Source organism: Pseudoalteromonas sp. SG45-1, from assembly GCF_014164135.1.
Classification (GTDB): domain Bacteria; phylum Pseudomonadota; class Gammaproteobacteria; order Enterobacterales; family Alteromonadaceae; genus Pseudoalteromonas; species Pseudoalteromonas distincta.
On the sequence record NZ_JACJEP010000051.1, the window covers coordinates 1 to 8799 of the forward strand.

The 8799-nt window shown below is 37.1% G+C and carries 12 protein-coding genes and 3 pseudogenes; 12 read left to right on the forward strand and 3 right to left on the reverse strand.

What is annotated here, in order from left to right; translation table 11 throughout:
• Positions 1–270: Imm49 family immunity protein (locus tag H5117_RS20075; RefSeq protein WP_182738992.1), on the forward strand; the 270-nt coding region annotated here is incomplete at its 5' end.
• Between the two features lie 125 nt (positions 271–395).
• On the opposite strand, the gene H5117_RS20080 is transcribed toward H5117_RS20075, so the two are convergent.
• The gene (locus H5117_RS20080; protein WP_182738993.1) at positions 396–1295 is read right to left on the reverse strand and encodes a hypothetical protein; all 900 of its coding nucleotides are present in this window, start codon (positions 1293–1295) and stop codon (positions 396–398) included.
• On the reverse strand, positions 1267–1839 hold the full coding sequence (locus tag H5117_RS20085; RefSeq protein WP_182738994.1) for a hypothetical protein: 573 nt from the start codon (positions 1837–1839) through the stop codon (positions 1267–1269). The genes H5117_RS20080 and H5117_RS20085 overlap by 29 nt, the downstream gene beginning before the upstream one ends.
• A gap of 300 nt (positions 1840–2139) precedes the next feature.
• On the opposite strand from H5117_RS20085, the gene H5117_RS20090 reads away from it, so the two are divergent.
• From H5117_RS20090 to H5117_RS20115, 6 genes are all read left to right on the forward strand, one after another.
• Positions 2140–2766, forward strand: a complete 627-nt coding sequence (locus H5117_RS20090) for a hypothetical protein (RefSeq protein ID WP_182738995.1) — start codon at positions 2140–2142, stop codon at positions 2764–2766.
• Positions 2684–2944 carry a hypothetical protein gene (locus H5117_RS20095; protein WP_182738996.1) on the forward strand — a complete coding sequence of 87 codons (261 nt, stop codon included), beginning with the start codon at positions 2684–2686 and terminating at the stop codon, positions 2942–2944. Before H5117_RS20090 ends, H5117_RS20095 begins: the two co-directional genes overlap by 83 nt.
• A gap of 116 nt (positions 2945–3060) precedes the next feature.
• Positions 3061–3852: a PoNe immunity protein domain-containing protein gene (locus H5117_RS20100; RefSeq protein WP_182738997.1), complete on the forward strand. Its 792-nt coding sequence runs from the start codon at positions 3061–3063 to the stop codon at positions 3850–3852.
• A gap of 78 nt (positions 3853–3930) precedes the next feature.
• Positions 3931–4728, forward strand: a complete 798-nt coding sequence (locus tag H5117_RS20105) for a hypothetical protein (RefSeq protein WP_182738998.1) — start codon at positions 3931–3933, stop codon at positions 4726–4728.
• Complete coding sequence (locus H5117_RS20110; RefSeq protein ID WP_182738999.1) at positions 4721–5359, forward strand: pentapeptide repeat-containing protein; 639 nt, start codon at positions 4721–4723, stop codon at positions 5357–5359. The genes H5117_RS20105 and H5117_RS20110 overlap by 8 nt, the downstream gene beginning before the upstream one ends.
• Positions 5360–5538: 179 nt before the next feature.
• On the forward strand, positions 5539–6033 hold the full coding sequence (locus H5117_RS20115; protein WP_182739000.1) for a DUF6795 domain-containing protein: 495 nt from the start codon (positions 5539–5541) through the stop codon (positions 6031–6033).
• Positions 6034–6237: 204 nt separating this feature from the next.
• Here the strand turns inward: H5117_RS20115 and H5117_RS20120 are convergent.
• Positions 6238–6568, reverse strand: a pseudogene (locus H5117_RS20120) (transposase); the annotation flags it as partial.
• 94 nt (positions 6569–6662) lie between these two features.
• On the opposite strand from H5117_RS20120, the gene H5117_RS20125 reads away from it, so the two are divergent.
• From H5117_RS20125 to H5117_RS20140, 5 genes and pseudogenes are all read left to right on the forward strand, one after another.
• Complete coding sequence (locus H5117_RS20125) at positions 6663–7526, forward strand: immunity 49 family protein (protein WP_182739001.1); 864 nt, start codon at positions 6663–6665, stop codon at positions 7524–7526.
• 44 nt (positions 7527–7570) lie between these two features.
• A pseudogene (locus tag H5117_RS20785) lies at positions 7571–7768 on the forward strand (transposase); the annotation flags it as partial.
• A 15-nt stretch (positions 7769–7783) separates the two neighbouring features.
• Positions 7784–7963 (forward strand): annotated as a pseudogene (locus tag H5117_RS20790) (DNA/RNA non-specific endonuclease); the annotation flags it as partial.
• A 5-nt stretch (positions 7964–7968) separates the two neighbouring features.
• Positions 7969–8130, forward strand: a complete 162-nt coding sequence (locus tag H5117_RS20135; protein ID WP_182695701.1) for a hypothetical protein — start codon at positions 7969–7971, stop codon at positions 8128–8130.
• A 9-nt stretch (positions 8131–8139) separates the two neighbouring features.
• On the forward strand, positions 8140–8799 hold the full coding sequence (locus H5117_RS20140; RefSeq protein ID WP_182739002.1) for a hypothetical protein: 660 nt from the start codon (positions 8140–8142) through the stop codon (positions 8797–8799).

Here is an 8799-nt window from a genome sequence, read left to right on the forward strand (position 1 = left end):
ATTGCTTTCGGATACTTAGAGACTCTAGCTGCTTTATCGCCAGCAACTTTTGATGTTGGTTGTGATTTTAATGAAGCACTTGCCAAAAACCTGCAAGCGCAAGAGCGCTACCACATTAATGAGGCGGGTCCGGATCATGCCCCTGTAGATTCATTCTTACCCCTGCAATTACTCGGCATGGCATGCATGTGGCATGATATGGGAAATGAAGTAACGGTTGAAAGTAATTCACTGCCTCGCTTTTTAATTAATGGTACTTATTTTAAATAGGTACTTATTTAAAATAGTAAGTGATCAAAATATCTTCTTAAAATAAGTGAAGATTATCAGAAAGGTAATGGGTAGTAGCTCAGACTTGATGTGTCATATCTTGTCCGAGCAAACTCATTGGCTACCTAGTAAATTATCGCAAGTTCATCATATTGATTGTAGTAAATTTGCATACGCTGAGCATCAGGATGTTGATGCTCAACCATCACGCGACATAGAGATTCAATAAATTCATTTTTCAGAATTGATGTCGCTTTTAGGTCTGGCTTTGTCAGTGCTAATACATCATAGGGCTTGGGTGCTAAATGAATATCTTTCCAGATACTTCGATAAAAATCATACTGCAAGTGTTCAGGTAAATTATTAGATTCAATGAGCGCTTTCAGAAGCGTTAAATCATTTACCGACCATAAGTGAAGTAGCGTTTGTTCAAGTATTGATCTCGCTTTATATTTATACTCACTAAATTTAATATTAGTGTATATATCAATGGAGAACTTTTCCCATACGTCGTTTGGCAAATGTGCTTTTAAGTTGGCAATTTGCTCCATTATCCAAACTATATCAACGTAGCATCCTTTAAGATTCATTAGATCTTTGATTGTATAAAACCAGGTTACTAATTGATTTGATTGTGAACTGCTATAACCTTCAACCTCAAGTGTTCCTTTCAAAAAACCGAAATAAACAGCAGTATTGTCAGATGGAAATTTAAATACCTTACTAGCCGTTTTAATTATAGCTTGCTGCGCCTCTACGACTTCAGATTTTGAAAGGTGACAGCTCAAGCGTGCTAAACTAAAATACGCTGACCAAATCCATTGAGGAAATATTTTTGATATTTCTTTAAGTAATATATTAAATAAGTCTAAGGTTAAATTTTCTGGCGACTTCATTAAAAAATTTAAAATATCTTTAATCGGATCTGCACCATATTCAGCATTAGTCCACCTTCTTCGGCCCGTATTTACGGAAGGTAATAACTCAACTGCGGCCTCAAGCTCGTTTGCAACTAAGTACAGCATTAATTAATGCACAGCGATCATCTAGCGTTTTTTGATATTTTTTTAGTTTTGCAGCTTTTAAAACCGCTTCAATAAGTTGTTTATCTTGCCAATGGTCAGTGGTTAATTGCAATAACAAAGCAGTTGTAGTACAAGATTTTATTGCTGATTTAATATCAGACACTTCACCTAAATAAGGCAACGGTTTTGCTTTAGCTTCTTTCTGAGCAATTGTAATAAAAGGGCTTTCTGCACGGTCTCCTCGCCGATAACAAGGAACCCATTCCCTTGTTGCTGTTGTCTTTCCTAGATAGCCAAGAATACGGGCAGCATTGTGTAAATTGTCGTGTAAAACCCAATGCGCAATAAAAAGAGTCAGCGGTTCAGACTCTTCCTCCTCAATAAAGAACCTTTCGGCCTTGGCAAGTAGGTCGGGAGTTAAAAAGGGCAAAAGGCTTTCTGTGTAAGTACCATATTGATCCCCTTGTGGAATTCGCCTTGATTTATCGTCAGCACCTTGGGAACTAACAGAACAAGCGCTTATAGAGCATTGGCAAACCGCCATGGAACATTTACGCCCAGCTAAGGTGTTTGCTGAGATGGAGGTTGATGTTGAGTATTGTGATATAGAGTGCACTAAAGCCGAAAACTGCACCATTGGTGAGTTAAATTATGTCTAAAGAGGCTGCTTTAGCGCAGTTGGATGATTCACGCTCACAAAATAATGTTAAGGGAATAGATATTTCAGGGCTTGATTTAACGCAATGCGATATTAGTGAAGTGCTCTATTAGGTAACAGTAAGAACACTATTACCCATAAGTGGAATGTAGAAAAGCAACGTTGGAATAAAGTAAAAGGAAAATAATGATGGATTTTAAACCATTTCAAATACGAGTCTCTATGCTGGGCACAAACCCGCTTAACGATGAAGCTTTATTTACTGAACTATTAAATATAATTGAAAGCTACCCTGAATTTGCACCGCAATTTTGGAGCTTAGAAGAGCGTGGTAAATTACCGTATAATCGCGATGATATTTTCAATGTTGTAAAGGGGGTTACAACAAGGATGACGTGTGAAGAAATTTATTTAAAGCGTAATAAAGCTGCTAAGTATTCAGTTAGAATTGCGGTAATGCCAAGGCAATATATTAGTTTTGAGTTTGATCCAAAACTAAACAGTAAACATTACCCTGCGCTATTTGAGTTTGCTGACCGATTAGTGCAAGTATTTAAGCCTGATATTGCCTCTGTACACATTGACAGGCCTTATCCCGATGAGCCGTGGGAGAGTGAACGTGACGAGCATGTTGAAATGATGGGTAATGCAGCTTTTTTAGCGCCCGTCGACTACTTTGAAGTGGGTCCTAAGGGGGTTGGCTATGCGCACCTATTTGGGCCCGCATTACGTGAAGCAGTTCGGCCAAGAATTATTACTGAGCACACCAAAAACGCAAACAGAGCTTCAATCTTGGGGCGGCATTCGTCTTGATTTATCAATAACGCCTTGGGAATTAACAGAGCAAGAGCAAATTGAGCATTTTCAAACAGCCATGTCACATTTACGCCCAGCTAAAGTGTTTGCTGAGATGGAGGTTGATGTTGAGTATTGTGATATAGAGTGCACTAAAGCCGAAAACTGCACCATTGGTGGGTTAAATTATGTCTAACTCAAAAGTAAAGAGGGTTTAGTGTGTGCATCTTATATTGAAGGATTACATACTTAAATAATGACTAGAATTTTTTATGAAAACTGAAACAAGCTTATGACATAAGAGAACAAAGCATGTTACGAGATACTTTAAAAAATAAAGCATATTATGATGAACGTATAGCGTTTAAAAAAGAATGTATTGAAGAAGATGTTAGGGACGTTAAATTTGATGATACTGATTCAATTGAAGTCAAAATGAAAGGTGCATTTAGGCTAGTCAGTGACTCTATTTACTTGTTACACCAAAAATATTCACGTGGTGATGAATTATTATCTTTAAAACCTGATCTTCTAAATACGCTAGAATATCGCCAATGGCAAAAAAACTATGCCGATGCCTTACCAGATAGCGAGCAGGCTGAGCGTGTAGGTTGGGAAGAAATACGTGAAGACTATTTAAAAAGCTTTCTAAAATGGCTAAGTTTTGCTTACTGCCTAGATATGGGAAAAGAGTATTACCTGAATATGTTGTCTTTAATTGCTAATCAAGGTCTTGATTCATTATTTGATAGTATTGCAGTTGAAATAGGGGATGTTGAACGCGAAGTATCCAAAAAATTACTCTTTAAAAAGCGGTTTAGCAAGCTTTATAAAGTTATTGAAAGTGAGCCAGAACAACGCCCTACATTAGTAAAGGCTTATTTAGATGCTTGGTATAAGCTAGAAGGAAGTCCTGATTACCATTTAATGGATACCGATGCCTATATAGGTTACTGGTGTTGGGAGGCTGCCTTAGTGGTTAAGCTTTATGATATTGACGATAGCAGTTTTATCGATCATGAATATTACCCCAAAGATTTAGTACATTGGCAATGTAACCCAAATAATCAGAGAAGTAACGATGCGTGGTGTTTGAAAGAATAAAACTTCACCAGGATGACTCGTTAGCCAAAAAGATTGGATCTACAAAAACAACGCAGGGTTAAAGTAAAAGGATAAATGATGGATTTTAAACCATTTCAGATAAGAGTCTCTATGTTAGGCACCACTCCGCTTAATGATGAAGCGCTATTCACTGAATTATTAGATGTAATTGAGAGTTACTCTGAGTTTACACCTGAGTTTTGGAGTTTAGAGGAGCGCGGCAAGTTGCCCTATGACCGCATTGGTATTTTAGCTAATGCAACGGCGGTTAAAAAAGGTGGTGGTGAAGAAATTTATCTAAAGCGCAATAAATTGGCGAAATATTTTGGCTGCATTGACGTTATGCCTAAACAGCGCATTAATTTTGAATTTGACCCAAAACTGAACAGTAAGCATTACCCTGCTTTATTTGAGTTTGCAGACCGCTTAGTACAAATATTTAAGCCTGATATTGCCTCTGTACATATTGATAGACCTTATCCTGATGAGCCGTGGGAAAGCGAACGTGATGAGTATATTGAGATGATGGGAGAGGCTGCATTTTTAGCTCCCGTTGATTATTTTGATGTTGGCCCCAAAGGGTTAGCAATGCGCACTTATTTAGGCCCGCATTACGTTAAGCAGTTTGGCCAAGAATTATTACTGAGTACACCAAAAACGCAAACAGAACTTCAACCTTGGGGCGGCATTCGTCTTGATTTATCGACAGCACCTTGGGAGTTAACTGAACAAGCACAGATTGAGCATTGGCAAACCGCCATGGAACATTTACGCCCAGCTAAGGTGTTTGCTGAGATGGAGGTTGATGTTGAGTATTGTGATATAGAGTGCACTAAAGCCGAAAACTGCACCATTGGTGGGTTAAATTATGTCTAAAGAGGCTGCTTTAGCGCAGTTGGATGATTCACGCTCACAAAATAATGTTAAGGGAATAGATATTTCAGGGCTTGATTTAACGCAATGCGATATTAGTGAAACATCGACTGAAATGCTCAAAGGTGAGCGCGTTATATTACGTGGTGGTATTTTAGATTTAGCTTATTTTTTAGATGCCGACTTTACAGCCGCTAACCTTGAAGGGGCAAGCTGCAATCAAACGGCGTTTTTTGATTGTATTTTATATCAGGTTATTAGCCCCAATGCGGACTTTAGCTACGCCAAGTTATCGGCGAGCAGCTGTAACGAATCTAACTTCTCCTCTTGTGAATTTGACTACGCAAACCTCTGGGCTTCAACGTTTGTTGGTAGTAACTTAAGTGATGCAACAATGTCTTATGTAGAGGCTGCTGATGTCTGTTTCGATGACGCGAATTTAAAGAATACCGATTTATCAAACGGAAATTTCACAGGAACCGTGTTTAGAAAGTCCAACCTTACAGGTGCTGACTTAAGCCATGGTAATTTTACAGATTGTGATTTTACCGGTGCTATTTTAACTGATGTATGCTGGGATGGCGCTATTTTAAAGAATGCTAAATTTGATATAGGTACTCAGCCTAATAAATAGTATGGAAATACCTATTTTAATTGGTAGGCAATAGAAAAAAGTTATCCATTTTTATTAAAGCCGTGGGAACAGGTTTTGCTTGTTGAATGCTATAAAGCACGGAAACAAATAATACAATTGAAATAATGGTGTGATGCTCCACACTTAAAGCATTTTTAATATGGAGGTTTTAAATCAAAATGTTTGGTTTAATAAAAAAATATGACGTACACATGTGCTCTGAAGTTAAAGGGATTATTACTTTAAACGGCAATCCCGTTGAAGGTGTTTTAATTAATCGCAGCCTTAAATTTGCACATAAAATTGAAAAAGAAGATCAGGTTATTACAGCTTCCGATGGCACGTTTAATATGCCAGAAGTTGTTGTTGAGTCAAAAATACCCGGTGATATGTTCTCCCATGAAGTTACTTATCAACTTATTACTGCAATTCATGGCGGTGAAGAGTATGAGCTCTGGAGCTCAAAGCTCAATGGCATAAAAGAGCGAAGTGAATATAAATTCAAGTTAAGTAGCTTAAATGCTGACTTAGAATCTACAGAAGTAAACTTTACTTTTCCTAATTATGATAATCCAAATTTGGAATTTGATGCTTCTAGTATATGTAGATGGGAACATGATTTTGAAATATATAAGATAGAAGATAGCGAAGATTATTTTAAAGATTTTAGATAAAAGGGAATTTATATGAATATTTTATCACCTAGTGTTGCATCACAATTAGCTGAATTTGCATACGATAGTATTGGCGTTGTGTCTGATCGCTCCTCAAATATAGAGATAAGAATAAACAAGACACCCAACCTAATTTTTGCAGTTTGGCTACAGTTTTGCTTGTTAAATTAGAGTGGGTGTCTAGTTAAGTTTAACGAAACGCTCTCGTTGATTTAGTTTCTCGATTAACGAGAATTGTTCAGGGAGTCGGACATCAAGAGAGCGGTAGCCTTTTTTAATATATCCTTTTCTAATTCGATGCGTTGGATTTGCTTTTTAAGTTCGCGGGTTTCAATTTGTTCGGGCGTCATTGGCGAAGCAGATGGTGTCTGGCCATTCCGCTCTTGCTTTAATTGAGTAACCCACTTACTGACGGTTGATTTACCCCCCCCATCGCTTTGGCTGCTTCTTCTTGAGTATAACTTTGGTCAACTACAAGCTGAGCTGTTTCTAATTTTATTGTTGCAGAATACGTTGCGCGTTTTAATTTCGTCATTTTTTCACCCAAATTTGTATGCTTATTAGCATAACATTTCTTTCTTAATGGGTGGCCAAAATCACTGTACCACTACAATTTAAAGGGTACAAAAATGATAAAGAGTCACTACAGCTATGGCCAAGTTTCTTATGATGATATGGTTGAGGAGTATATTGAAGATGAAGAGGATAGCCTGTTTCTTATAAAAGCAGGGGGTGGTATGTCTTTTCATGAAGAATTTGAGAGAAACCTCATTAGGGCTTTTCCTTTAGAGGCGGTAGAGAATCCAAATAGCAAAAACGCATGGCTTTATTTAACACGCGGACAACAAATGGCGTTAGCGGCATTTCAGAGTAACGCAAGTATAGGTAAACCATTTATAGTCGCTTACGATAATGACTTTATAGAGGTTATAGGTGAGGCTGATGATTTCTCAACTAAGGTTGAAGTCTGGCTGCCTGCTTTATACAGCGCTATTATATTACGTAATAAACAAGCGATTGATTTTTTAATAACGATTGATAATAGCGTTTTTGCAGAGGCTAGCTTAGGTGAGCAAAATCGGCCATTTGACTACGCATTGGTTGATTTACTTAAAGCGGTATTTACGCCCGGTGCAAATTTAGCCTCAGCAATTGAAAAAGCATTAGTTACAAGCAACCCCGATGATTACGAAGACTTTGCTTATTTATACGCCAGTCGATTAAAATGGCCCCTAGTAGATATTATTATGGCTGTTTTTAGTGATGAGGGTGAGCATGTTTATAATGAAAAAATGAAAAAATCATTACAACTTCATAAAGAATATTTTGATACAGGAAAAGACAGTAGATGTGCTGATCGTCAGGGCGCTATTTCAATTCCTCTTACAGCTATGGCAGTACTGGCTAAAGATGTAAAAGGGTATGATTTAACCGTAGAAAATGGCTATATCCCGCAGTGGATTATAGATGGCAAACCTGCTGAGTATAAATAAAGCAGCACTTGCAGCCTGAATAGGGTATGTAGATTTAAACCCTATTTGAGCGTAAATCGTACCTTTAACTTGTAGAGTTAACAGGGCAAATAATGCGAGAAGATAAACGCGGCTATATTGATAATATAAACCTTTCTTTGCTAGAAAGACTTAATATATCCCCAGAAAACTGGTTAAAACTCACAACCCGATTTACACGTATATTTCATACTGCAGTAGGCAGACCCACTTTACAATGTTCTGGTCAACTAAAAGACCAAAATCGTTATGGCGAATGGCGACAAAAGGAAAAAGAGTGGGGCAAAGAGCTAGATAGAGGTAAAAGCGTTGAGGTAGAAATATTGGTACAATACGATGGTGATAATACAACACCTAAAGTAATATTTGGCGAGTACATAGTTGCTGGAAAACCTGCACCATTTAGATTTAAAAACTAGGATAAATGATGTTTAAAACGTTAGATGAAATATATAGCCACATTGGTCAGGCGATGTTTAATGCTTTGCCTGAAAGGTGGGATACCGCTTGGTTTGATATTTTTTTAATTCATCCTGATGGTGTAACACAATCCAACCAGCAATACAGCCTTAATGATGATATATAATATTTCAATGTGAATAAAATCAACGGTATCAATAAGTATGCAGAGTGTGATGATGCTTTTGAGGCACTCTATAAAATAATGCAAAAGGATGAAAACGATGTGCCTTGGAATAAAGCGCGTTTTGAAATGACATCCGAAGGCGACTTCTCAATTGACTTTAAATATGAGGAAGATTTCGTGTGGTACAAATCACTTGATATCAATAGTCAAGAATATGATGAGCTTGATATAGACGTTATAAATCAAATAAAATCATGGGAAGGATTGCCTGAAAGTTACCCTAGGTATTGGGCAAAAACCCTATTAATACTTCCAAATATTGATACGTTAACGAGAGGAGATGTTTCTCCGTTTACTTTAAAACATAATAACTCAGCATTGTTGAAAGAGCACTGGCAAGATAAGTACTCAGATAATGCAATGCAATTATGGGAAGATGTAAAGCAAGCCTATAAAAATAAAGCGGAAAGCATATACAGTATAGAAGAATTAATATTTGTCCTTAATTATGACTTTGCTGTTATGCCTTATCACAACTCTGAGGAAGATGATTTAGGGTTTTATAAATGGATATTTATAGAAATTTCAAAACTAAGTAAAAAATATTTTAGTTTTTCATATTCTATGTATAAAAATTTAAATAACCGTGACACTAAGCTTAAATGTTAG